Source organism: Lentzea jiangxiensis (assembly GCF_900104175.1).
In the GTDB taxonomy this organism is placed as follows: Bacteria; Actinomycetota; Actinomycetes; order Mycobacteriales; family Pseudonocardiaceae; genus Lentzea; species Lentzea jiangxiensis.
Genome location: NZ_FNIX01000003.1, coordinates 428,125 through 449,367 on the forward strand (window position 1 = coordinate 428,125; position 21,243 = coordinate 449,367).

The window sequence follows — 21,243 nt, forward strand, 5'->3', positions numbered from 1 at the left end:
ACAACGGCGGCAGCGAGCCGGAACGAACCCGTCCTCGCTACGCGAGGCCTTGGAAGCGAACACCGAGCAGGACGGTGTCGTCGGTGTAGAGCACGGTGTCGTGCATGTCCTCGACGATGGCGGAGAGCGACGGACCGAGGGGCTGCCGTGACCGGGCCTTGGCGGTGTCGGCGAGACGGATCTCGCCCTCGTCGACGTCACCGCGGCTCTCCACGAGGCCGTCGGTGTAGAGCAGCAGCAGGTCGCCGGGCGAGAGCGTGGTGCTGTGGATCTCGTGGCTGCCGGGGGCGGGAAAGCCCACGCCCCGCCCCTTGGCCTGCAGGTAGGCCGACTCCCCCGTCGAGGAGACCAGCAGGGCGGGCGGGTGGCCGCCACCCGCCAGCCGCAGCGCACCGGTGCGCGGGTCGAGCCGGGCCACCAGCACGGTGGCCATGAGGGTCTCGTTGATCTCGGCGGCGCGGCGGACCAGGTCTTCGAGCGGGTAGCCGTCGAGCGTGAGGGTGCGGATGGTGTGCGTGACGTTGAGGGCGTTGCGGGTGCAGGTGACCCCGTGGCCCACGGCGTCGACGATCGTGATCTGCAGGGTGCCGTCCGCGAGGACGAACCAGTCGTAGAGGTCGCCGCCGGTGGGCGCGTCCTTGTCCGCGGGCCTGTAGTGCACCCCGAGCTCGACGCCCTCGACGGTGGGTGGTGGCGGGCGCAGGGCGTCCTCCAGCTCGCGGAAGATCACCGCGTGCGCGGTGCGGAGTTGCTCGTCCCGGTCCTCCAGCTCGACGTACATCGCCACGACACCGCTGTTGGTCTCGGCGAGCTCGTGCTTGAGCTGCAGGTGTTCGCGTTCCAGGGCGTCCGTGCGCGCCACGAGGGCGCTCAGCTCGGCCTCGGTCGCGCTCTGGTCGTCCGCCGGGTCCGGCCCGCTGCCGTCACGCGACCCCGTCCACGCCGGCACGCGCCACACGGCGGCGGGTGCGTCCACGGGTTCGGGGAGCAGGGGGAGGTTCAGCGGACGCGTGCGGTCCAGGGGCGCCGCCAGCGGCACGGTCAGGACGAGGACCGGCCCGTCGAGCTGTCCGTGCGCGGTGAAGGGCTCGGCCACGAGGTCGTCCCGGGCCAGGAGCGTCGCGCTGAGCACCAGCCGGGCGCGCAGCTCCACGGAGACGTCGTGCTCGTCGCACAAGGAACGGACCTGCGCTCGCAGGACGCGAACCGCGTCGGCCGTGATGGAGGCGATGGGTCCTTCAGCTGTCATCAGAACGAACTCCGTGGCAGGCGCCGGACGCCGGGTGGGGCGGCACGGCGGATGTCTCCGAATCGGCGGGGCGGCCGGGTCGCGACCGGCCCCCGACGGGTGCGGTCACGAAGCCCACCCCACGACGGTCACGGTGGTGCCCTCGTCCACCACCGTGTCGATGGTGAACTCGTCGACCAGCCTGCGCGTTCCCCCGAGTCCGTGGCCGGGTCCCACGCCGGTGCTGAAGCCGTCGACGAGCGCCGCGTCGACGTCGCCGATGCCGGGACCGTGGTCGGTGACCCGCAACTGGAGTCCGCGGCGGCCGCCCACCGCCACGAGGTGGGTGATGGTCATGGCGCCCCCGCCACCGTGGACGTAGGCGTTGCGGACCAGCTCGCTCGCCGCGGTCACGACCCTCGTCTGGGCGATGAGGTCGAAACCCGCCAGGACGGCGGCCTCACGCACCGCGTGCCGGGCCCTCAGCAGATCCTCCTCCGACTCGATCCGGCGAGTCCGCCCGGCAGCCTTCCCTGTCGCCACTCGAGCCCCCGCCGCCCATTGTCCCCGCTACTAAACTATTGTCGCACGACAAACGTTAGCAGTGGAGGTCGCGTTGCGGGCACCGTCCTGGCACGGCGGGTCGTGCGCGAGGTCAGGCGGTCTGCGTGCCCGTCGTGTCCTGCTCGTCGTCGAGCGGGTGCACCGACGACGCCGCGTCCCGCAACCGGCGCAGGCCGGAGACCAGCGTGGACCGGGCGGACGGCGGCAGCGCGTCCACGACGTCGCGGAGGTGCTCGCGCCGCCGGTCGCGCAGCTCCTGCAGGTAGGCGCGCCCGCGGTCGCTCAGCGCCAGCACGACCTCGCGGCGGCTGGTGGTGCTCAGCCCGCGGTCGAGGAAGCCGACCGCCTGCAGCCGGTCGCAGAGCCGGCTCACCGACGACGGCGCGGCGTCGAGCGCCTCACCGAGGGCCCGCAGGTTCGCGCCCTCGGAGTGCTCGAGCACGAACATCACGCGCAACTGGGACACCGACAGAGGGGCGGGCGAGGCGTCCTTGCTCCGCTCCCACATGACCTCGATCTGCTCGACGACCTGGGTGAGAACCTGGAGCACGTCGTCAACAGTGGCGTGTTGCCGAATCCGGTTCACGTGTCCACTGTCGCATCCACGTGGTCCCGTGTCATGTTCGGCCACGTCCGCGATGCTTGACCGGCATCCGCGCAGAGAAGGCAGGAACACACCGTGACCGCACAAGCGGTGAACAGATATCTCGTCGTCGAGGAGGCTCTCAGAGCCGCGGCGCCGCACGCGCTGCTCGACGTCGCGCGCGTCCACCTGAGACAGCTGTACCAGGCGGACGCGGTGCAGCTCCTGCTCGCCGACTACGCGCTGACCATGCTGCAGCCGGTCGCCGAGCTGCCGTACACGAGCAAGCCGATCCCGGTGAACGGCAGCACGCCCGGCCAGGCCTTCGGCGCCCAGCAGGCGTTCGTCGAGCACCGCTCCGGCACCGCGGTGACGGTCCACCTGCCGGTGACCGTCCGCGGCGACCGGCTCGGCGTGCTCGCGCTCGACCTGCCGGACGTGCCGGAACCGGACGACGTGGCGGAGCTCACCAGGATCGCGCGGACCCTCGGCCACGAGATCGTCGTGGCGGAACGCGACACCGACCTCTACCTCCAGGCGCGGCGTGCGGCACGCCTGACGCTCGCGGCGGAGATGCAGTGGCAGCTGCTGCCGGGCAGGTCCTGCGGGCGTTCGGAGTACGACCTCGGCGGGCAGCTGGAACCCGCCTACGCCATCTACGGCGACAACTTCGACTGGTCGGCCTCCGCCGAGCACCTCACGCTGGCCCTCACGAACGGCATGGGCGAGGGCATCGACGCCGCCCTGCTCACGAACCTCGCCGTCAACGCCCTGCGCAACGCCCGCCGCGCCGGGGTCTCCCTCGCCGACCAGGCCGCGCTCGCCGACCAGGCGGTCTACGGCCAGCACGCGGGCCGGCTGCACGTCGCCGTCCTGCTGCTGCAGTTCGAGCTGAAAACCGGGCGCGTCGAGGTGATCGACGCGGGCTCCCCCAGCGTGTGGCGCCTGCGCGACGGCGCCGTCGAGTGCATCTCGTTCGAAGACCAGCTGCCCCTCGGCATGTTCGAGGACACGCAGTACGCACCGCAGGAGTTCCAGGTCCGCCCGGGCGACCGGCTGATCTTCGTCAGCGACGGCGTCCACGACGCGTCCTCCCCCGCCGGCGAGCGCTACGGCGAACGCGCGCTGGCGCGGGCGATCAGCGTGACCCGGCTGCTGCCCGCCGCGCAGGTGCCGAGGGAGATCCTCCAGCAGCTCTCCGGGCACCGCAGCGACCGGATCCCCGAGGACGACGCGATGGTCCTGTGCCTCGACTGGCACGGCACCGGGGCTTGACCTTTCGTGTGCAGGACCGCGCCGCCGCGGGTAAACGGGATCATGGGTGAGATCAGCGCGGCGGACGTGGTGCTCGACGGCTTCGACCGGGTACAGCAGGCGGTGGGACGAGTCCTCGAAGGACTGTCCACCGAGCAGCTCGCGCACCGGGTGGGCGGTTCCGCGAACTCGATCGCCTGGCTCGTCTGGCACCTGACCCGCGTCCAGGACGACCACGTCGCCGACCTCGCGGGCACCGGCCAGGTCTGGACCGCCGACGGGTGGGCGGACCGGTTCGGCCTGCCGCTCCCGCCCGAGGACACCGGCTACGGCCACGACGACGAGCAGGTCGCCGCCGTGGTCGCGTCGTCCGAGCTGCTGCTCGGCTACCACCGGGCCGTGTACGCCCGCACGCGCGAGTACCTGCGCGGGGTGGAGCCGGCGGCCATGTCCGAGGTGGTCGACGAGTCGTGGGACCCGCCGGTCACCCGCGTGGTGCGCCTGGTCAGCGTCATCGAGGACGACCTGCAGCACGCCGGGCAGGCCGCCTTCGTGCGCGGGCTCCTGCCGGAGAGCTGACGGCTCGGAACGCCCCGGCGGAGATCGCCCTGCCGGGACCCGGCCCCGAAGCCGTTCGGAAGATCGCGAGCGGGTCGTCGGAAAGAGTGCGCTCGATCTCGCACGACGTCTCGCGTTCGCGGTCACTGAGCACGACGTACCTCGTGCGCCCTGCCGTAGGGCACGGCGCCGATCAGGCTGACGACGACCCCGGCGCCGCTCGGAGTCCGGTACGTGCGCCGCTCCCCCTGCCGGGCACCGTTCAGGGCCGCTCCCAGCGGGGAGTCCGGTGAGCAGACCTCGATCGTCCCGTGCTCCGCGCCGCGGGCGCCGAGCAGGAACGTCTCCGTCTCGCCGGTGTCGTCGAAGCGGACCGTGAGCACCATGCCGGGTTCGGCGACGCCGTCGTCCGGCGGGTCCTCGCCGACGATCGCGTGGGTGAGGAGGTCGTTGATCTGGCGGATGCGGACCTCCCGGTCGCGGCGGGAGGTGAACCCGTGGTCGTCGTTCTCCTCACTGGAGCGGGGAGACGCGAGAAGGGTCGCGAGCTCGTCGCGGAGCCGGTGGTGCGCCTGCGGCGACAGCCACACGCGCGGGGTCGTGCTGGTCATGATGCCTCCGTGGCGGAAGGTGCCGTCAGGGCGGACGGGAGGAGGCTCCGCCCTGACGGCGGGGATGTCCGTGCGAGCCGGCGGATCGGCTCACGGCCCGCACGGACCGGAAAGGGGTCAGGGGTCGTCGCGGCGCAGCACCGCTTCGAAGTCGTGGGCGTAGTCGCTCGCGACGCGCAGGAGGATGTCGCGCTGGACGCGAAGGAAGTCGTTCTCCTTGCGCAGCCGCGCGAGCTCGGCCCGCTCGTCGTCGGTCAGCGGCAGGTCGGTCAGCGGCAGGTCGGTCAGCGGCAGGTCGGTCAGCGGCGGGTCGGTCAGGTCCACGCGGCGGTCACCTCAGCGGGTCGAACTCGCGCAGCGCGGCGGGCTGCTTGCCGGTGGTGACCTGCTCCGCCAGCAGGCGCCCGGTGACGGGTCCCTGGGCCAGGCCCCACATCCCGTGCCCGCCGGCGACGTACACCCCCGGCACCCGGGTCGCACCGATGAGCGCGCGACCGTCCGGGGTGACCGGACGCGGACCCACCCAGACGTCCGTGCGCTCCTCCCACCGCACGCCGTCGAGCAACGGCCGGACGGAGGCGATGATCGCGTCCACCCGCGCCTCGTCCAGCGGCGCGTCCGGGTCGCGGAACTCCATCGTGCCCGCGACCCGGAGACCACCCCGGTAGGGCGTGCAGGCGACCCGCACCTCCGGCAGGTAGACCGGACCTCGCACCGGCTCGTCGACCGGCACGGTGAACGAGTAGCCGCGTCCGGCGCGGACCGGCGTGCGGACGCCGGTGCGGGCCGCGAGCCGCGACAGCCAGGCACCGGTGGCGACCACGGCCACGTCGGCGGAGACCGCCTCGCCGTCCTGCCCCGTCACGACCACCCCGGCGCCGTCCTCGCGGACGTCCGCGACCTCGAAGGTGCGGATCGCGGCGCCGCGAGCGGCGACGGCACGGCCCAGCGCCTGGACGAACTCGCCGGGAGCGGCGAACCGCTGCCCGTCGATGCGCACACCGACCGCGAGTGCGGACGACGCGAGCGGAACCTGGTCGCGCAGGTCCGTTGTGGACAGTCGCGTGTGGTCGACGGGTTGCCCGGCCGCGGCGAGGCGTTCCAGCTCGTGCACCAAGCCCCGCGCGGGTGCCGCGGAGGTGAAGACCGCGGTGATCGGCGCGTCGACGGTGGGCGCTTCGACGCCGTTCGCGGTGAGCACGTCGTAGGCCTCGAGGCTCTCCTCGTTGAGCGGCAGGTTCGCCTTCGCCACCCTCGTCCACGACGACCAGCGGCAGTGGGCGGCGAAGCGCGCGAGGAACGACCAGAGCCCCGGGTCGGCGGTCAGCGGGAGGTGCAGCGGCGCGGCCGGGTCGAACACCGACCGCAGGCCGTAGCGCAGCACGGCCGGCTCGTTCAGCGGGATCGCGAGCCCCGGTGCGATCCAGCCGGCGTTGCCCCAGGACGCGCCGGCGGCGACGCCGGTCCGGTCGACGACCGTCACCTCGACCCCGCGCTCCTGCAGGAACCACGCCGTGGACAGCCCCACGACCCCCGCACCGACCACGACCGCTGAGCGCGGACCGCCGTCAAGGCGCTCGACGCCGTCCATCCCTGCCTCCTGTCATCGCTGGGTTGCGACTCCAGGGTGCGTGCACGACGAGGCGTACCGGTTGTCCCGTTCCTACAATTTCGGCTCAGCGGTTGTAGGAATCCGACACCGTCGCCGCGAGGTCGATGGTCATCGCGACCCGCTTCGCGGCGTCGTCCAGGTCGAGGCTGGTCACCTCGGCCATCTTGCGGAGCCGGTTGCGCACGGTGTTGCCGTGCACGCCCAGCCGCTCCCCGGCCTCGGCCAGGTCGCCCTGCGCCTCCAGCCAGGCCCGCAGGGTCGCGACGTAGCCGGTGCCGTGCTCGGCGTCGTGCCGGCGCAGGTCCGCCACCGGTCCGCGGGCCGACGCCCTGCCGACGCGCGCCGCGGTGCGCAGGCGTTGCAGCAGGATCTCGTCCCACGACTCGTCGTAGGCGGGCGCGTCGTCGGAGCGCCCCTCGTGCAGCGCCAGGCACTCGTCGGCCTCCTGCCGCGCGGCGGGCAGGTCGGCCGGCTCGGCGGCGGCGCTGATCCCCGCCGACGTGGAGACGTGCCCCGGCAGCGCGGCTTCGAGCGCCGCCAGCCAGTCCCGCGCCGCGGCGACCCCGTCGCCGGGCAGGATCGTGTAGACGCTGTTGCCGGACAGGGCGCTGCGCCCCGGCCGCGACCAGCCGAAGCCGGTGGTCGCCTGTTCGAAGGCCAGCAGCACGGCCGCGTGCCGTTCGTCGCCGACGTGCGCGCGGACCGCGACGACCCTGGCGGGTCCCGGCGGCAACCCGAGCTGGCTGATCACCGTCGCGGCGTCCGCCGTGCCCTCCAGCAACCGGATCACCCACTCCGACTCGACCTGGCGTTCCAGGTCGGCGCTGGCGCGCGACCGCAGCAGGTGCAGCGCCACGATCCGGGCGCCGTCGGTCAGGGCGGTGCGCCGATCACCCCGCAACGGCTCGGGGCACGTGACCCACACGGTTCCCAGCAGCTCGCGGCCGACGCGGACGGCGACGACCATCCGCCCGGTCAGGCCGCGCGCGGGGTCGCCGGGCACGAAGAGCGGTTCGTCGGACGCCAGCAGGTGCGCGGGCACGCCCGCCGCGTCGAAGAGCTCCCGCACCCACGCGGGCACCTGGCGGCCCAGGATGGTCTCCAGCCGTGCCGCGTCGGCCTCCTGCTGCGGACCCGAGTACGCCAGCACGCGCGACACCCGGTCCTCGATGGTCACCGCGCCCCCGGTCGCGGCGGCGAGGCTGTCGGCCAGCGCGAAGAGGTCGGTGGGGCCACGCCCGGACTCGGTCTCCCTGCCCTCCAGCACGAGGCCGTAGACGACGCCCGCCAGCTGGCTCCACGACAGCGCGGGATCCGCCAGCGCCACGGCGATCCCCTCGGCCTCCCCCGTCGCGACGGCGTCCGCCAGCAGTTCCTCACCACCCCGGACGAGCACCACGACCGCGCGGGCCGACACCGCCGCGTGGACCGCCTCGGCCACCGACTCGGCGCCGACCGCGAGGTACACGTCACCGACCTCGGGCCGGCCGTCCGTCGTGTCCCGGAGCACCACACCGCGCAGCTCGGCCGACCGCGGCACCGGGCAGCAGCACAACCGGACCCCGTACCCACCCAGCACATTGACCAGACGGTCCAGCCTCACCACGACCCGGAACCCCTCTTCCTCCGTAACGGCGACCCCGCTCGCGCCGAGTACCCAGGTTGCGGACATCGGGCGCGGCTCCACCTGCTCGAGGTGCCGCCGATCGCGAACGTACGTGATCCGAGTTGTCCACAGGGCCGAACGCGGCGGGACCGCACAGTGGGGTGAGGCGTCATGAGCGCCATGGGAGAGAAGTTCCAGGTAGTACCGGACGAGTTGCGCGCGTGCAGCGGGTTGCTCGAGCGTCAGGCGGAGCACTTCCTGACGATCCGGGAACACGCGGTCACCAAAGGCGGGGACACGTCCGGGTTCACCGGCATGCTGTCGCTGCTGGACCCCGTCGTGACCGGGGTCGCGCAGCTCTACGGCGAGACGCTGGAGGCCGCGAACCGCAAGATGAACCAGGACGCCGAGGCGCTGGTCAAGTCCGCCGCCGCCTACGAGAAGGCCGACCGGGTCGGCGTCTGCCTGATCGACACCGCGGGCGGCGGGGCGGAGCCCCCGTCCTGGCTGGAGCGGTTCCTGGGGGTCGGCGGATGAGCGCCGGGGTCTGCAACGGGTACCAGGACGTCGAGGACCCGGCCGTCTCGCTGCGCTCGGTGCCCGACGACCGGCCGGGCCGTCAGACGGTCAAGGAGCTGATCGAGGCCGCCGGGTGGAAGATCCAGGGCGTCAACTGGATCTACCAGCAGGTCACCGGCGACGACCTGGTGCGGGACCTCGTCATGCCGCTCGCGGGCGACTTCGAGAAGATCGACGCGAACGCCGCCGCGTGGGACCGCGTCGCCAAGGCGCTCGACAACGTGCGGCACAACGTGGCCAACGGCATCGAGGAGCTCTCCCCGCACTGGGACGGCGGCGCCGCGCAGAGCTTCGAGAACCGCATGCGTCGCACGTGGACGGTCGCCGTCGAGTGGGACTCGCAGGTCGCGAAGTTCATCGGCGACCGGTTCAAGAACATGGCGAGCTCCTGCCGGTCGGCCGCGAAGCTCGCGCTGACCCTGCTCGACAAGATCTGCGACAAGCTGGTGAAGGCCGCGATGACGGCGTGGATCCCGCTCGTCGGCTGGGGCCGTGCCGTGTGGATGGTCTACGACGTGGTCAACATCGTCGACCAGGTCCGCAAGCTCATCCAGTCGATGCAGACGCTCATCGAGGGCGTCCAGGGCGTGATCAACGGCATCAAGCTGATGGGCACCGCGCTCTCCAAGATCCCCGACGTGCGGGACGTCAACGACTTCTTCGACGTGGTCGACGGCTTCCAGGACGGCAAGGAGAAGGCGGGTGACGGCATGTCCGCCGTCGGCAGCGGTGCGTGGGGCGTGGCCAAGGGCGGGTACAAGGCGCGCGGCAAGTACCTGGAGGCGGCGAAGGAGGAGCGCTGGGCGCAGCCGGGCGCTCCGGGCACGGGAGGCGGCGAATGACGTTCCCCCACGACAGCGCGCGTCAGCAGCTGCAGGCGTGGCGGGCGGACCTCGACGCCAGGGGTGCACGGCTGGACCAGGTCGCCGCGGAGGTGTCGAAGGCGCGGACCCGCGGCGCCGACCTGTCGCCCGCCGACATCGCCGAGATCGAGAGGTTCGCCCGGTCGAAGGACGCGCCGAACGCGCTGAAGGACCTGCAGCGCAAGATCGACTCCGGGGTGGTGTCGTGGCAGGACGTCGCGTCCGGCCGGGCCGTCAACGACCCCGACGTGCAACGTGCGATGCGGACCAGCACACCGTCGCTGCGGCGCGCGTACACGGCGATCAAGGAGGGGCAGGACCTCGACGAGGTGGTCGCGGCGGGACAGCAGCGCACCGGCAGGTCGCGGGCGTTCGAGGACGAGCCGCCGATCGACTTCACGGAGGACGCCTTCTAGGCGTGGGGCGACCGCTCGGTGTACCCGCCGCCGAGCCCGTCAACCTGATCACGGAAAAGTGTTGCTGCGCGCCATGTTCCGGCGGACAGCGGGTATTCACCGCCTCCACGTCGGCTGTGGAGGCAGGTGCACCGTGTTGCGGATCCAGGTCGTCGGCACCTCGGCGGCGCAGACCGAGGTGGCGCTGGCCGGAGCTCTGGACGTGGCGGGCTCGGAGATGCTGCTGGCGAAGCTCGACCGGCTGATCGAGGCGGGCCGCCACCACCTGGTCGTCGACGTCTCCGGCGTGACCTTCTGCGACTCGAGCGGGATCAGCGCGCTGGTCCGCAGCCGTGCCAGGGCCGTCGCGATGACGGGGTCGCTCCGGCTGAGCTCGCCCAGCCCGGCCGTGCGACGCGTTCTGGAGATCAGCGGCCTGGCGCGGCTGTTCGAGCGTGTGTGAAACCGCCCGAACGGGGTATCCGCGCGCTGCACCGACTCCCCCGTGTCGAAAGGGCATCGATGACCCCGCTCAGGCAGGCTCCTGTCGTTCCCCCGACGGCCCGGCCGCGGCACCGTGACGACGTCCCCCGGTGGCAGCCGAACCAGCGGGCCGTCCGGTGGGCGGTGGACCTCCTCGGCGTGCTCGGTGTCGTGGTGGGCATGGCCACGGACACGTTCACGTTGAGCTTCGGCGGTGCGGTGGTCCTGCTGGCCGGTATGTGCCTGCACGCGTCGGAGGCCGGTCAGGCGACCCCGGGCAGGTAGGCGGGCGTGCGGCGGGCCCGCGCCGCGTCCTCGAAGGCGGCCGCGAAGCGCAGCACCGCCTCGTCCGCTCCCCGCCCGCCGAGGAAGGACACGCCGATCGGCAGCGGCCCGGCGAAGCCCGCGGGGATGCTGACGTTCGGGTAGCCCGCCACCGCCGCGGGCAGGGCCGTGCGCGGTCCGGACGGGTCGGCGCCGCGCGCGAGCCACGCGGGTCCGTTGGTGGGCGCCATGACGAGGTCCAGGCGGTGCGCCGCCAGGGTCTCGTCGAGGGAGCGGCGTGCCAGGCCGGTCGCGGTGAGGCGCTGGTGGCGGTAGACCGGGTCGGTCAGCGGCCGCGCCTTCTCCGCGTCGTGCAACAGCTCCTGGCCGAACCGCGACAGCTCGACCGGGTCGGCCTCGTTGAACTCGACCAGCTCGCGCATCGTGCGCGGCGCGCCGGTGCGGGTGCGCAGGTACCGCTCCAGGTCGTGCCGGAACTCGGCGACCATGGCCGGGCGGTCGACGGCCTGGATCGCGTCCTGGTACGGCAGTTCGACGTCGACCGTGGTGGCGCCGCGGTCCCGGAGGAGTTCCACGGTCGACGCCACCACGCGGTCGACGTCGGGGTCGAACCCGGTCCTGCGCCACACGCCGATCCTCGCGCCGCGCAGCGTGCCGGGGGTGAACGAGGGGTCGGTGCCTTCCATGGCCGCCATGAGGATCGCGGCGTCCACGACGTGCCGTGCCATCGGGCCTGCGGTGTCCCGCAGCGCCGTGATCGGCACGATGCCCGCGTTGCTCACCCGGCCCGGCGTCGGTTTGAACCCCACGATCCCCGCGTGGCCCGCCGGGGACACGATCGAGCCGTTCGTCTCGGTGCCGACCGCCACCTGCGCCAGCGACGCCGCGACGGCGACGGCCGAGCCGGACGACGAGCCGCACGGGGTGCGGTCGAGCACGTGCGGGTTCGCGGTCTGGCCGCCCACCGCCGACCAGCCGGAGCTGGCCCACGGCGAGCGGAAGTTGCCCCACTCCGTCATGTTCGTCTTGCCGAGCACGACCGCGCCCGCCGCACGCAGACGCGTCACCACCTCGGCGTCGGCCTCCGGAGGCACGCTCAGCGCCCGTGACCCGGCGGTGGTCGCCAGGCCGCGGGTGTCGATGTTGTCCTTGAGCAGCACGGGGATGCCGTCCATCAGGCCGCGCGACTGCCCGAGCGCCCGCCTGCGGTCGCTCTCCTCGGCCTGGCTCTCCGCCGTGGGGTCGACCGCGACCACGGCGCGCAGGCGGGGGTCGAGCTCGACGACGCGGCGCAGGTAGGCACGGGTCAGACCGGCCGCGGTGAGCCCACCGTCCGCCATCCGGCGCGCGAGCTGCGGGATGGTCGCCTGGTCGAGGTCGGCGGCCGAGAGATGCATGGGGTCCATTGCCGGGGCACCGGCCCGGTCGCGTCAACCTGCCAACGGGCGAAACGGTCGTGGGTTTGCTCACACGCGAGCCCGGCCACAGCCGGGACGTGAACATCGACATCCGGGGTATTCGGAGGACGTCTTGTCAGCCGAACACCCGAGGAGAACTCCATGTGCGGAATCGCCGGTGAGATCGTCCACGGTCCCGACCGGCCGGACCTCGACGCGGTCGAGCGCATGACGCGGACCATGTACTCGCGCGGGCCGGACGGAGCGGGCCACTGGTCGGAGGGCCGGGTGGCGCTCGGGCACCGAAGACTGTCGATCATCGACCTGTCCGACGCCGGCGCGCAGCCGATGGTCGACGACGAGCTCGGGCTCGCGGTGGCGTTCAACGGGTGCATCTACAACTACGAGCAGCTCCGCGAGGAGCTGTCCGGCCGCTACCGCTTCCGGTCCACCAGCGACACCGAGGTGGTCCTCAAGGCCTACGACCACTGGGGCGAGGGGTTCGTCGACCACCTCGTCGGCATGTTCGCGATCGCCCTGGTCGACCGGCGCCGCGACCGCGTGCTGCTGGTCCGCGACCGGCTCGGCATCAAGCCCCTCTACGTCGCCGAGGTGCGCGGGCGGACGCGGTTCGCCTCCACCCTGCCGGCGCTGCTCGCGGGTGGCGGTGTCGACACCGAGCTCGACAGGGCCGGCCTGCACCACTACCTCACCTGGCACTCCATCGTGCCCGCGCCGCGCACCGTCCTGAAGGGAGTGCGCAAGCTCCCTCCCGCCACGATCCGCGTGTTCGAGCCCGGTCAGCAGCCGCGCGACCGCGTCTACTGGCAGCCCTCGTACACGCGGCGACCGGAGCACGCGGACTGGACGGCGCAGGACTGGCGGCAGGCGGTGCGCGAGGCGTTGCAGGTCGCGGTCCGCCGCCGCACGGTGTCGGACGTGGAGGTCGGCGTGCTGCTGTCCGGCGGCCTCGACTCGAGCCTGCTGGTCGCCCTGCTGGCGGACGAGGGGCACCGGCCCAGCACCTTCAGCATCGGGTTCACGAGCCGCGGCGACGTGGAGGGCGACGAGTTCGTCTACTCCGACGCCATCGCGCAGAAGTTCGGCACCGACCACCACCAGATCCGCATCGGTGACGAGGAGATCGCCTTGGCGGTCTCGGACGCCGTGGGGTCGATGAGCGAGCCGATGGGCAGCCACGACGTCACCGCGTTCCACCTGGTGTGCCGCGAGGTCTCGAAGCACGTCAAGGTCGTGCAGTGCGGCCAGGGCGCCGACGAGGTGTTCGCCGGGTACCGCTACCACCAGCCGGCGGCGGACGCGGCCCGCGGTGAGGCCGCCGAGGTGCTGCGCGACGCGTTCCACGACCTCGAGCACCACGAGCTCGCGCACGTCCTGGAACCGCGGTGGCTCACGAGCCGCGACGTCAGCGGTGAGCTGGCCGCCGAGCACCTCGCGGAGTCGGGCGCCGACACGGCGCTGGACGCCGTCCTGCGCACCGACACGCACCTGCTGATGCCCGACGACCCGGTCAAGCGGGTCGACAACATGGCGATGGCGTGGGGTGTCGAGGCCCGCGTGCCGTTCCTCGACCAGGACCTGGTGGAGCTCGTCGCCGCGTGCCCGCCGGAGCTCAAGGCCGACCAGAACGGCAAGGGCCTGCTCAAGGACATCGGGCGCGACCTGCTGCCGCACGAGGTGGTGGACCGGAAGAAGGGCTACTTCCCCGTTCCGGCCCTGACCCGGCTCGACGGTGAAGTGCTCGACCTGCTGCGCTCGGCCATGAGCTCCCCTGCCGCACGGCAGCGCGGGGTGCTGCGGCGCGACTACGTCGACGAACTGCTCGCGAACCCCAACGGCCACGAGACCAAGGCCGGCGGGAACGAGCTGTGGCACCTCGGCGTGCTGGAGCTGTGGCTGCAGCAGCACGGGATCAGGTGAGCACCGGCGGAGGCAGGTTATAAGCTCGGCGACCTGCCTCCGCCCGCTCATTCAGAGAGCAACGCCACATCAAGCCTTCGATTGACGCGTCAGGTTATAACCTCCGCTGTACTGGGAGGTCCGCATGACGCAACCGGCTGAGCCGCACACGACCAAGAGCGACTTCGCGTACGCCCACGTGCGCGAACTGATCCTCTCCGGGGCCCTCGAACCCGGTTCCGTCCTCAACCAGGCGCTGCTCGCCCAGCAGATCGGCATCAGCACCACTCCCCTGCGCGAGGCCTTGCGCCGGTTGCGGCAGCAGGGACTGGTCGAGCTCGACGCCCATCGGGACGCGCGCGTCACCGCGCTCACCGCGGAGGAAGCGCGCGACCTGCTGGAGGTGCGCCGCTCGCTGGACCCCATGGCCGCCTCGCTGGCCGCGGAACGGCGCACGAGGCAGGACATCGCCGAGATGCGCGCCGCCCTGGAGGACCTCGAACCGCTGCCCGGGGACCCGACCACGGCGCACCTCATGGCGCACCGGCGGTTCCACGCGGCGATCTACCGCGCCTCGCACAACACGATGCTGACCGGCATGCTCGACGGCCTGTGGGACACCAGCGACCGCTACCGCCGGCACGGCCTGCGGGCCGAGCGGAGCGACGAGGAACGCGCCGCCAAGGCGAACGAGCACGCCCTGCTGTTCCAGGCGGTGCTCGAAGGCGACGGCGAGACCGCTGCCGACGTGATGCGAGCGCACATCGAGACCAGTCTCGGCGCGAAGGCGGCGTGGCGCCTGGCCAAGCCGGACCCGCGGTGACCGGCGGTCCCGGCCGCCGCCTGCTCGTTCTGCTGCTGGTCCACTCGGTTCTCGCCCAGGCCATCACGTTCGTCCTGCGTCCGGCCGTCACGTACCGGGCGATCGAGCTGGACGTCCCCGGCGGCTGGCTGGGCGCGCTGGCCGCGTCGTTCGCGGTGGTGCCCCTCCTGCTGGCGGTGCCCTCCGGGCAGGCGACCGACCGGTTCGGCGAACGGCGGGTCATGATCGCGGGGGCGCTGCTGATGACCGTCTCCGCCGCGGTGCTGCTCCTGGCCGGGTCGGCACCGGCCGGGCTGGCGGCCGGGATCGTCGTGCTCGGCACAGGGCACCTGCTCTGCGTCGTGGGCCAACAGGCGGCCGTCGCCAACGCGGCCCCGCCGGACCGGTTCGACACGGCGTTCGGCCACTACACCTTCGCCGCCTCCCTCGGGCAGGCGCTCGGTCCCGGCCTGATCGTGCTGGCCGGGGGCGGGCAGGCGGTTCCCCACACCGGCGCCCTGTTCGCCGCCTCGACCGGCATCGGACTGGTGCTCACGCTGAGCGCCCTGTTCCTGCGCCTGCCCGCCGTGGCGGCCGGGGCGCGGGAGCGGGAGGACGGCGGGATGCGGACGCTGGTCCGGTTGCCGGGGCTGCCGCGGGCTCTGCTCGTGAGCTGCATCGTGATCGCCGCCGTCGACATCACGCTGGTCTACCTGCCCGCACTCGGCACAGACCGCGGTCTCACGGCGGGTTTCGTCGGCCTGCTGCTGACCCTGCGCGCCGTCGCGTCCATGGTGTCGCGGTTCTTCCTCGGCAAGCTCGTCGCGCTCCTGGGCCGCCGACGCCTGATGGTGGGCACGGCCGCCCTGTCCGCGGTGTCGATGGCCGCGCTCGCCCTGCCGCTGCCCGCCGCCGCGATGGCCTGCCTGGTGGTCTTCCTCGGTCTCGGCCTGGGCGTCGGGCAGCCGCTCACCATGGCGTGGCTCGCCCACTCGACGCCACCGGGTCTGCGCGGCCGGGCGATGTCCCTGCGCCTGACGGGCAACCGCCTCGGCCAGGTCGTCCTGCCGAGCGCGGTCGGCGCCGTCGCCGTCAGCACCGGAGCCGCCGGTGTCCTGTGCGCCACGGCGGCCGCGCTCGCCGCGGCCGCGGCACTGGCCGGCCGGTGACGGCTCAGGCGGTGCGCAACGCCCCGGCGGTGTCCGGCTGGGAGTCCTCCTCGACCGGCCTGCCGCCCAGCGCTCCGCCGAACGCCGCCACGACCACCCCGGCCCACGACAGGGCGAGCGCCGGCCACGCCGGCTGCCAGCCCTCGACGCCGAGCCGCAGCGACCAGCTGACGGCGAACAGGACGAGAACGCCCGCGGTGACGAGGCCGTGGCGCAGAACCGCGCGCCGCTCCCCTGCGTCGAGCGGCTCGCCGAAGATCCGCTCCAGCCAGCCGATCGCGGCGGTGACCACGCCGAGCAGCAGCCCGGCCGCGATCAGGTGCCCGGCGGCGGAGGAGAAGCGCTCCTGACCGGTGAGCAGGTGCACCACGTCGACCACGGCCGACGTGACCAGCAGACCGAACGGGATGACGAGGGCGCGACTGGGCATGAAGGTTCCTCCTGAGGCCTGACCTGCTGCTACAGGTACCCAGCGAGCCGCTGGTCAACCACGCGGTACGACGATGGTGGCCTCCCGCCCTCGCGCCCCGGTCCAGGCGTGCCCGACTACCTCCGCCTTTGTCCGGGTACCCCTCCCGTCATGGTCGAGATCACCGCAGGTCCACTCGCCGCCGAGGCCACGCCCGCCGACGGCGGCAGGGACCTGGCGACCCACCTGACCGAGATCGCGCTCGCGCTGCAGGGGCAGCAGGGCGAGCAGGACACCATGGACGCCATCGTGCACACGGCGGTCGGGACCATCCCCGGCGCCGCGCACGCCGGCATCATGACCGTGGTCGGGAAGAAGGAGATCCGCACCGTCGCCACCACCGGGGAGCTCCCCTGCGCCGTGGACCAGGCCCAGTTCGACACCGCCCAGGGGCCGTGCCTGACCGCGCTGTTCGACGAGAAGATCGTTTCCGTGCCCGACGTCGTCCACGACGAGCGGTGGCCCGCGTTCGGACGCAAAGCGGCGGAGTTCGAGGTCGGGAGCATGCTGTCGTTCCAGCTGTACGTGCAGGGCGAGGACCTGGGCGCGCTCAACCTGTACGCGAGCGAGCCGAACGCCTTCGACGACGAGTCCCGGCACGTCGGCAGCCTGTTCGCGGGGCACGCGGCGATCGCGCTCGCCTCCGCCCAGGAGCGCCGGGAGCTCTCGGCGGCGGTGGAGACCCGTGACCTGATCGGCCAGGCCAAGGGGATCCTGATGGAGCGCCACAAGCTCAGCGCCGACCAGGCGTTCACCGTGCTGGTCCGCGCGAGCCAGCACACCAACGTCAAGCTGCGCGACATCGCCGAGCAGCTCACGACGACCGGGCAGCTGCCGGGCGCGGAGCGCTGACCCCCTGCTCGCTGACCCCTACTCCTCGGCGCGCTGGGTCACGACCCCGCGCACGAAGTACCGCTGAGCCACCAGGAACAGCAGGACCATCGGCACGGTGGCGACCACGCTCGCCGCCATCACGAGCTCCCACTGCGCCTCGCCGCCCTGCCCGAACCTGTCGAGCACCGCCTTGAGCCCGCGCGGCAGCGTGTAGAGCTCGGGCTCGCGCAGGTAGATCAACGGCCTGATCAGGTCCGTCCACGCGGCCTTGAGCTCGAACACGAGCACCACCACCAGCCCGGGCCGCGCGAGCGGCAGCGCGATCGAGCGGAACTGCCGCCACGGGCCCGCGCCGTCCACCCGCGCCGCGTCGAACACCTCGGCGGGCAGGCCGAGGAAGAACTGGCGCAGCAGGAACACGTAGAACGCCGAGCCGAAGAGGTTGCCCGCCCACAGCGGCACCTGCGTGGTCGCGAGGCCCACGGCGTGCCACTCCAGGTACACCGGCACCATCGTGACGGCTCCCGGCAGCATCATCGTGGCGAGCACGAGCCCGAACAGGGCGTCGCGGCCGCGGAACCGGAAGCGGGCGAACCCGAAGGCCACGACCGCGCTCGACACCGTGGCGGCGACCGCGGCGGCGATCCCGACGGCCGCGCTGTTGCCCACCCACGCGAGCAGCGGGACGGCGCGCCACACCTCGGCGTAGTTGGCGAAGTCGGCCGGTGACGGCAGCAGGGCGTTGTCGAAGACGCGCGAGCGGTCCTTCAGCGACGCGCTCACCAGCCACCAGAACGGGTAGGCGAACAGCAGGCCGATCGCGAGCAGGGCCGCCACCACGGGGACGCGGCGGATCATGACCTGTCCTCGTAGTGCACGTAGTCGCGGGACAGCCGCACCTGGACCACCGTGATGACGGCGATGACCAGGAACAGCACCCACGCCAGCGCCGAGGCGTACCCCATCCGCAGCGACCCGAACGCCTCCTGGAACAGGTAGATCACGTAGAACAGCGCCGCGTCGCCCTCCGCGGGCGTGGAAGGCCTGGCGCCGAAGAACATCGTGTACGCCTCCGTGAACACCTGGAGCGAGGCGATGGTGTTCACGACCAACGTGAAGTACACGGTGCCGCTGATGCCGGGCAGCGTGACGTGCCAGAACTGCCGCCACGCGGAGGCGCCGTCCAGCCGGGCCGCCTCGTAGCGCTCCGCCGGCACCCTGGTCAGCGCGGCCAGGTACAGCACGGCGGTGCTGCCGACGGTCCACAGGCTCATCAGCACCAGCCCCGGCTTGATCCACGCCGGGTCGGTCGTCCACTGCGGGCCGCTGAACCCGAACCAGCCCAGGACCGCGTTCACCGCACCGTTCTGACCGTTGAGCAGCAGCAGGAACAGCGCGGCGAGCGCGACCGGAGGGGTCATCGTGGGCAGGAACAGGACCGTGCGGAACAGGCCGGCCGACCGTCCGGCGCGGCGCAGCAACGACGCCAGTCCCAGCGCCAGGACGATCTGCGCCGGCACGTGCAGCACGGTGTAGAAGACGGTGTTCCACAGCGCGGTCGCCGCACGACCGTCGAGGAGGATCTCCCGGTAGTTCTGCAGGCCCGCGAACCGCGGCGGCTTCAGCAGGTCGTAGTGCGTGAACGACAGGTACAGGCTGTAGAGCATCGGCCCCGCTGTCAGCAGCAGGAAACCGGCCACCCACGGCAGCACGAACAGCCAGCCGGCCCGGGCCTCGCGCGTGCTCACCATCACCGGCCTCCCACGCGGGTGATCGCCCGCTCCGCCTCGCGCTGCGCCTGCCGCATCGCCTCCTGCGGGGACTGCCCGCCGAGCAGCGCCCTGGCGACCGCGGACTCCCAGGACCGCACGAGGTCGCTGGCGGCGGGACTGGGCGGCAGCGCGAAGGACCTGTCCTGCACGGACCGCAACACGCGCACGCCCTGCTCGAGCACCGGGATGCCGCGCGGGTCGTACACCTCGCCGAAGATCTTCTCGTCGGCGACGCGGTTGGCGGTGAACGTTCCGCTGTAAGGCTTTCCCTTCTTCGCGAGGGCGTCACGGCGTGCCTTCGCGGCGGTGACCCAGGTGTCCGCCGCGGTCATCGTCGCGATGAACTCGCACGCCAGTTCGGGGTGGCGGGCTCCCTGCGGAATGGCCCACGCCTGACCACCCGCCTCGGTGAGGACGGCGCCCTGCCGGTCGGTGAAGGGGACGACGGTGACGTCGACCTGGGGCGAGTTCGCGGCCAGGGTGTTGACGTACCAGGAGTCGATGGCCATCGCGGCGACCTGTCCGGTGACGAGCTCGTTGTTCGCGCCGAAGGAGTCGAAGGTGTCCCGGAACGCCCGGAACGCCGCCCAGCCGCCCTGCGCCCGGACCAGGTCAGCGGTGTAGCGGACGGCCTCGACGACGCGCGGGTCGTCGAGGTGCGGTCCGTCCGAGACGAGGTCGGCGCCGTTCGCCTTGCTCCACAACGCCAGGAACTCCGGCATGCGCGGGTCGAAGCCGATCCGTTCGATGCGGCCGTCCTGGACCCGTGCGAGCTTCTCCGCCATCCGGGCGAGCGCCGTCCAGTCCGATGTGGACACCGAGGCCGGGTCGATCCCCGCCTGGCGCAGCACCGGGTTGTTCAGCACGAGCACGCGGACGGTGAAGAAGTCGGGAACGCCGTAGACCACGTTCCCGTAGGTGACCTGCCGGACCGCCGCGGCGCGGTACCGCGCCAGGTCGACACCCTGCCGCCGCAGGCACGGTCCCAGGTCCTGCACCGCTCCCCTGGCCGCGTAGCCGCCGAGCTTGCGCCGGTCGGCGTAGACCAGGTCCGGTGGGTCACCCGCCGCCACCGCCGAGAGGAACTGCTGTTCGTCGAACGCTCCCTCGTTGATCCGGAGGTCGACCTCCGGACGCCGCTGCCGGAACACGTCCACGCGTGCGGTGGCGTGCTCGTCCGGCAACCCGAAGCCCGTCGTCACCAGGGTGTCGGGACGGTCCGCGGCGCTCGGGCCGAGACCTCCGCACCCCGCCACGAGCAGGGCCAGCAGCCCGGCGACCGGCCACCGGGTCATGCCAGGACGGGACGGGTGGTCGGAGCGCAGGGGTGCCGCATCGTCATGGTCGCCGCCTTCGTTCGCCGCCGGGAACGGACGCCGACCTCCCGGCGCCGGTCGCGGCTACCCGCCGCTCCTCCCGCCAAACCGTTGGGGTTGAACGACTTCCGGGCTTCACCTGAACGGCGGCGTGGTCCTCACACCTGATCGGACGAGGGCAGGCCGAGACGGAAGCAGGCTCCCTCACCCAGCGCCCTGTCGAGCACGACGAGCCCGGCGTTGGCGCCGTCCGCGCGACGGCGCGAGCGGTCGGCGCGGTGGAAGCCCGCCACGCCTGCTCTGCCGCGAGGCCGGGGAGTGGGACCGCGGTGGGCGACCTCGAGCACCGCGCGGCCTTCAGCCGCTACGGCGCGAGCACGGTGGTGACGTCGATCCGCGTCCCACCGCACCGGATTCCCCGCGCCGCAAGGCATGTGCTCCCGACCCGCCCCGACTGCCTCCCGTCGCCCGCTCGGGTGATCTTCACGAGGAAGGCGGCGGCACGGCGGCAACGACCGAATCGGCATGCGATCACGTTGTGCGCCAACGAAAAGCAGACGTTTGCCCTCCGGCGGTGTCGAAAAGCCCAAGGCTGGGAACCCCTTCGACCACCACCACCACCACCACCACGACGAAGGAGGCCGTGATGAAGGGCGACGTCGAGACGTACCAGGAGAACGGAACCTGGAAGAACAAGGTCGAGGGCAACACGCAGGCCTCCAGCACGCACGACACGAAGGCCGAGGCGACCGCCAAGGGCCGGGAGATGGCCGTCGAGCGCGGTGCCGAGCACATCATCCGCAAGCAGGACGGCACGATCGGCGAACGGAACACCTACCCGCGCGAGCGGGACCCGAAGAACATCCCCGGCTGATCGGGTTCGCCGGCACGCGGAACTCGCCGGGACCGCGCTCACGTCGGAGCGCGGTCCCGGTTCGAGTAA

At 72.6% G+C, this 21,243-nt stretch carries 25 protein-coding genes; 12 read left to right on the forward strand and 13 right to left on the reverse strand.

The window, feature by feature from the left end; all coding sequences use genetic code 11:
• Positions 1 to 37 precede the first annotated feature (37 nt).
• The 3 genes from BLQ91_RS12915 to BLQ91_RS12925 form a co-directional block, all read right to left on the reverse strand.
• The gene (locus BLQ91_RS12915) at positions 38 to 1,249 is read right to left on the reverse strand and encodes a PP2C family protein-serine/threonine phosphatase (RefSeq protein ID WP_090097033.1); all 1,212 of its coding nucleotides are present in this window, start codon (positions 1,247 to 1,249) and stop codon (positions 38 to 40) included.
• Positions 1,250 to 1,354: 105 nt separating this feature from the next.
• Positions 1,355 to 1,771, reverse strand: a complete 417-nt coding sequence (locus BLQ91_RS12920; protein WP_090097034.1) for an ATP-binding protein — start codon at positions 1,769 to 1,771, stop codon at positions 1,355 to 1,357.
• Between the two features lie 112 nt (positions 1,772 to 1,883).
• On the reverse strand, positions 1,884 to 2,342 hold the full coding sequence (locus BLQ91_RS12925; protein ID WP_245733374.1) for a MarR family winged helix-turn-helix transcriptional regulator: 459 nt from the start codon (positions 2,340 to 2,342) through the stop codon (positions 1,884 to 1,886).
• 129 nt (positions 2,343 to 2,471) lie between these two features.
• Here BLQ91_RS12925 and BLQ91_RS12930 point away from each other — a divergent pair, with 129 nt between their 5' ends.
• Both BLQ91_RS12930 and BLQ91_RS12935 read left to right on the forward strand, forming a co-directional pair.
• Entirely contained in the window at positions 2,472 to 3,650 is a 1,179-nt protein-coding gene (locus tag BLQ91_RS12930) for a PP2C family protein-serine/threonine phosphatase (protein WP_218130254.1), read from the forward strand.
• A gap of 51 nt (positions 3,651 to 3,701) precedes the next feature.
• Entirely contained in the window at positions 3,702 to 4,208 is a 507-nt protein-coding gene (locus BLQ91_RS12935) for a mycothiol transferase (protein ID WP_425412476.1), read from the forward strand.
• Between the two features lie 122 nt (positions 4,209 to 4,330).
• Here BLQ91_RS12935 and BLQ91_RS12940 read toward each other — a convergent pair whose 3' ends face one another.
• The 4 genes from BLQ91_RS12940 to BLQ91_RS12955 form a co-directional block, all read right to left on the reverse strand.
• The gene (locus BLQ91_RS12940) at positions 4,331 to 4,798 is read right to left on the reverse strand and encodes a GreA/GreB family elongation factor (protein WP_090097037.1); all 468 of its coding nucleotides are present in this window, start codon (positions 4,796 to 4,798) and stop codon (positions 4,331 to 4,333) included.
• Between the two features lie 117 nt (positions 4,799 to 4,915).
• Positions 4,916 to 5,122 carry a hypothetical protein gene (locus BLQ91_RS12945; RefSeq protein ID WP_090097038.1) on the reverse strand — a complete coding sequence of 69 codons (207 nt, stop codon included), beginning with the start codon at positions 5,120 to 5,122 and terminating at the stop codon, positions 4,916 to 4,918.
• 7 nt (positions 5,123 to 5,129) lie between these two features.
• Positions 5,130 to 6,389 carry an NAD(P)/FAD-dependent oxidoreductase gene (locus tag BLQ91_RS12950; protein ID WP_090097039.1) on the reverse strand — a complete coding sequence of 420 codons (1,260 nt, stop codon included), beginning with the start codon at positions 6,387 to 6,389 and terminating at the stop codon, positions 5,130 to 5,132.
• A gap of 85 nt (positions 6,390 to 6,474) precedes the next feature.
• Positions 6,475 to 8,016: a PucR family transcriptional regulator gene (locus tag BLQ91_RS12955; RefSeq protein WP_090097236.1), complete on the reverse strand. Its 1,542-nt coding sequence runs from the start codon at positions 8,014 to 8,016 to the stop codon at positions 6,475 to 6,477.
• Positions 8,017 to 8,187: 171 nt separating this feature from the next.
• On the opposite strand from BLQ91_RS12955, the gene BLQ91_RS12960 reads away from it, so the two are divergent.
• From BLQ91_RS12960 to BLQ91_RS12980, 5 genes are all read left to right on the forward strand, one after another.
• Positions 8,188 to 8,553, forward strand: coding sequence for a P-loop NTPase family protein (locus tag BLQ91_RS12960; RefSeq protein ID WP_176959715.1), 366 nt, complete (start codon positions 8,188 to 8,190; stop codon positions 8,551 to 8,553).
• Positions 8,550 to 9,437: a WXG100 family type VII secretion target gene (locus BLQ91_RS12965; RefSeq protein ID WP_090097040.1), complete on the forward strand. Its 888-nt coding sequence runs from the start codon at positions 8,550 to 8,552 to the stop codon at positions 9,435 to 9,437. The genes BLQ91_RS12960 and BLQ91_RS12965 overlap by 4 nt, the downstream gene beginning before the upstream one ends.
• Positions 9,434 to 9,874, forward strand: a complete 441-nt coding sequence (locus BLQ91_RS12970; RefSeq protein ID WP_090097041.1) for a hypothetical protein — start codon at positions 9,434 to 9,436, stop codon at positions 9,872 to 9,874. The genes BLQ91_RS12965 and BLQ91_RS12970 overlap by 4 nt, the downstream gene beginning before the upstream one ends.
• Before the next feature lie 133 nt (positions 9,875 to 10,007).
• Positions 10,008 to 10,316, forward strand: coding sequence for an STAS domain-containing protein (locus BLQ91_RS12975; RefSeq protein WP_176959716.1), 309 nt, complete (start codon positions 10,008 to 10,010; stop codon positions 10,314 to 10,316).
• A 59-nt stretch (positions 10,317 to 10,375) separates the two neighbouring features.
• Positions 10,376 to 10,621, forward strand: a complete 246-nt coding sequence (locus BLQ91_RS12980) for a hypothetical protein (RefSeq protein WP_090097043.1) — start codon at positions 10,376 to 10,378, stop codon at positions 10,619 to 10,621.
• On the opposite strand, the gene BLQ91_RS12985 is transcribed toward BLQ91_RS12980, so the two are convergent.
• A complete protein-coding gene (locus tag BLQ91_RS12985; protein ID WP_090097044.1) occupies positions 10,600 to 12,027 on the reverse strand; it encodes an amidase family protein in 1,428 nt (475 codons plus the stop codon). The two genes, BLQ91_RS12980 and BLQ91_RS12985, sit on opposite strands and share 22 nt — an antisense overlap.
• 153 nt (positions 12,028 to 12,180) lie before the next feature.
• Between BLQ91_RS12985 and BLQ91_RS12990 the strand changes: the two genes are divergently transcribed.
• The 3 genes from BLQ91_RS12990 (at position 12,181) to BLQ91_RS13000 (ending at position 15,909) form a co-directional block, all read left to right on the forward strand.
• The gene (locus tag BLQ91_RS12990) at positions 12,181 to 13,959 is read left to right on the forward strand and encodes an N-acetylglutaminylglutamine amidotransferase (protein ID WP_090097045.1); all 1,779 of its coding nucleotides are present in this window, start codon (positions 12,181 to 12,183) and stop codon (positions 13,957 to 13,959) included.
• A 124-nt stretch (positions 13,960 to 14,083) separates the two neighbouring features.
• Positions 14,084 to 14,761, forward strand: a complete 678-nt coding sequence (locus tag BLQ91_RS12995) for a GntR family transcriptional regulator (protein ID WP_090097046.1) — start codon at positions 14,084 to 14,086, stop codon at positions 14,759 to 14,761.
• Positions 14,731 to 15,909 carry an MFS transporter gene (locus BLQ91_RS13000; RefSeq protein ID WP_245733375.1) on the forward strand — a complete coding sequence of 393 codons (1,179 nt, stop codon included), beginning with the start codon at positions 14,731 to 14,733 and terminating at the stop codon, positions 15,907 to 15,909. The genes BLQ91_RS12995 and BLQ91_RS13000 overlap by 31 nt, the downstream gene beginning before the upstream one ends.
• A gap of 4 nt (positions 15,910 to 15,913) precedes the next feature.
• Here the strand turns inward: BLQ91_RS13000 and BLQ91_RS13005 are convergent, their stop codons facing one another.
• Entirely contained in the window at positions 15,914 to 16,339 is a 426-nt protein-coding gene (locus tag BLQ91_RS13005) for a DUF2231 domain-containing protein (RefSeq protein ID WP_090097048.1), read from the reverse strand.
• A gap of 150 nt (positions 16,340 to 16,489) precedes the next feature.
• On the opposite strand from BLQ91_RS13005, the gene BLQ91_RS13010 reads away from it, so the two are divergent.
• Entirely contained in the window at positions 16,490 to 17,230 is a 741-nt protein-coding gene (locus BLQ91_RS13010) for a GAF and ANTAR domain-containing protein (RefSeq protein ID WP_090097049.1), read from the forward strand.
• Between the two features lie 18 nt (positions 17,231 to 17,248).
• Here the strand turns inward: BLQ91_RS13010 and BLQ91_RS13015 are convergent, their stop codons facing one another.
• The 4 genes from BLQ91_RS13015 to BLQ91_RS40240 all read right to left on the reverse strand — a co-directional run bounded on the left by BLQ91_RS13015 (position 17,249) and on the right by BLQ91_RS40240 (position 20,647).
• Complete coding sequence (locus tag BLQ91_RS13015; protein ID WP_090097050.1) at positions 17,249 to 18,070, reverse strand: carbohydrate ABC transporter permease; 822 nt, start codon at positions 18,068 to 18,070, stop codon at positions 17,249 to 17,251.
• Positions 18,067 to 18,963 (reverse strand): carbohydrate ABC transporter permease, encoded by an 897-nt coding sequence (locus BLQ91_RS13020; protein ID WP_090097051.1) that lies wholly within the window; start codon positions 18,961 to 18,963, stop codon positions 18,067 to 18,069. The genes BLQ91_RS13015 and BLQ91_RS13020 overlap by 4 nt, the downstream gene beginning before the upstream one ends.
• A complete protein-coding gene (locus tag BLQ91_RS13025; RefSeq protein ID WP_090097052.1) occupies positions 18,963 to 20,279 on the reverse strand; it encodes an extracellular solute-binding protein in 1,317 nt (438 codons plus the stop codon). Before BLQ91_RS13025 ends, BLQ91_RS13020 begins: the two co-directional genes overlap by 1 nt.
• Positions 20,280 to 20,458: 179 nt before the next feature.
• The gene (locus tag BLQ91_RS40240) at positions 20,459 to 20,647 is read right to left on the reverse strand and encodes a hypothetical protein (RefSeq protein WP_218130256.1); all 189 of its coding nucleotides are present in this window, start codon (positions 20,645 to 20,647) and stop codon (positions 20,459 to 20,461) included.
• A 227-nt stretch (positions 20,648 to 20,874) separates the two neighbouring features.
• On the opposite strand from BLQ91_RS40240, the gene BLQ91_RS13030 reads away from it, so the two are divergent.
• Positions 20,875 to 21,174 carry a DUF2188 domain-containing protein gene (locus BLQ91_RS13030; RefSeq protein ID WP_245733376.1) on the forward strand — a complete coding sequence of 100 codons (300 nt, stop codon included), beginning with the start codon at positions 20,875 to 20,877 and terminating at the stop codon, positions 21,172 to 21,174.
• Positions 21,175 to 21,243 lie beyond the last annotated feature (69 nt).

Bases quoted from the DNA above. Each gene is read 5' to 3' on its own strand.
- BLQ91_RS12915 (WP_090097033.1), bottom strand. From the start codon at position 1,249: ATGACAGCTGAAGGACCCATCGCCTCCATCACGGCCGACGCGGTTCGC.
- BLQ91_RS12940 (WP_090097037.1), bottom strand. From the start codon at position 4,798: ATGACCAGCACGACCCCGCGCGTGTGGCTGTCGCCGCAGGCGCACCAC.
- BLQ91_RS12950 (WP_090097039.1), bottom strand. From the start codon at position 6,389: ATGGACGGCGTCGAGCGCCTTGACGGCGGTCCGCGCTCAGCGGTCGTG.
- BLQ91_RS12960 (WP_176959715.1), top strand. From the start codon at position 8,188: ATGAGCGCCATGGGAGAGAAGTTCCAGGTAGTACCGGACGAGTTGCGC.
- BLQ91_RS12965 (WP_090097040.1), top strand. From the start codon at position 8,550: ATGAGCGCCGGGGTCTGCAACGGGTACCAGGACGTCGAGGACCCGGCC.
- BLQ91_RS12970 (WP_090097041.1), top strand. From the start codon at position 9,434: ATGACGTTCCCCCACGACAGCGCGCGTCAGCAGCTGCAGGCGTGGCGG.
- BLQ91_RS12980 (WP_090097043.1), top strand. From the start codon at position 10,376: ATGACCCCGCTCAGGCAGGCTCCTGTCGTTCCCCCGACGGCCCGGCCG.
- BLQ91_RS12985 (WP_090097044.1), bottom strand. From the start codon at position 12,027: ATGGACCCCATGCATCTCTCGGCCGCCGACCTCGACCAGGCGACCATC.
- BLQ91_RS12990 (WP_090097045.1), top strand. From the start codon at position 12,181: ATGTGCGGAATCGCCGGTGAGATCGTCCACGGTCCCGACCGGCCGGAC.
- BLQ91_RS12995 (WP_090097046.1), top strand. From the start codon at position 14,084: ATGACGCAACCGGCTGAGCCGCACACGACCAAGAGCGACTTCGCGTAC.
- BLQ91_RS13005 (WP_090097048.1), bottom strand. From the start codon at position 16,339: ATGCCCAGTCGCGCCCTCGTCATCCCGTTCGGTCTGCTGGTCACGTCG.
- BLQ91_RS13010 (WP_090097049.1), top strand. From the start codon at position 16,490: ATGGTCGAGATCACCGCAGGTCCACTCGCCGCCGAGGCCACGCCCGCC.
- BLQ91_RS13015 (WP_090097050.1), bottom strand. From the start codon at position 18,070: ATGATCCGCCGCGTCCCCGTGGTGGCGGCCCTGCTCGCGATCGGCCTG.
- BLQ91_RS13020 (WP_090097051.1), bottom strand. From the start codon at position 18,963: ATGGTGAGCACGCGCGAGGCCCGGGCCGGCTGGCTGTTCGTGCTGCCG.
- BLQ91_RS13025 (WP_090097052.1), bottom strand. From the start codon at position 20,279: ATGACCCGGTGGCCGGTCGCCGGGCTGCTGGCCCTGCTCGTGGCGGGG.